Raw genomic sequence first — 444 nt, forward strand, 5'->3', positions numbered from 1 at the left:
AGTGCGCGGCGAAGCTTCATTGAGACCTCTTCGGGGTCTGTACGCGCTGCGAAGGTGCAGCAGCGATCGGGGAAGGCCGGCGCGTGGAAGGCGCGAACAGGCCCGTGCTTTTGCACGTACATGACCATGAGGGCGCGAAAAAGGTTGCATACGAAACGAGTGCGCGGAGAGGTGATCTCGATCACCAGTGCGAGGCCCGGGGGGTCATACGCGGAAGCCGCGACGGGCGGCGCGGGGCCGCCGGCCGTCACCGGAACACGGCGGGCGCGGGCTCTCCGGGGCCCGGACGGCGTCAGGGCCCCGGGACGCCCACGGGGGGAGAGCGTCCCAGGGCCCTGGGCGGTCGGTACCGGCGTCAGGGCGCCGGTACCGAGGTGCGGCGCCGGGGGGTGCGCCGCGAGAGACAGGTCTTCTGGAGGAGTTCTACCCGATCACCGGAGAGCC

At 71.2% G+C, this 444-nt stretch carries 1 protein-coding gene; it reads right to left on the bottom strand.

Annotated features, from left to right (window positions below; genetic code table 11):
* A partial coding sequence (locus E4099_RS33820) for a hypothetical protein (RefSeq protein WP_209446833.1) occupies positions 1–185 on the bottom strand: 185 nt, incomplete at its 3' end.
* Positions 186–444 lie beyond the last annotated feature (259 nt).

It is taken from the genome of Streptomyces palmae, from assembly GCF_004684805.1.
Lineage (GTDB): Bacteria > Actinomycetota > Actinomycetes > Streptomycetales > Streptomycetaceae > Streptomyces > Streptomyces palmae.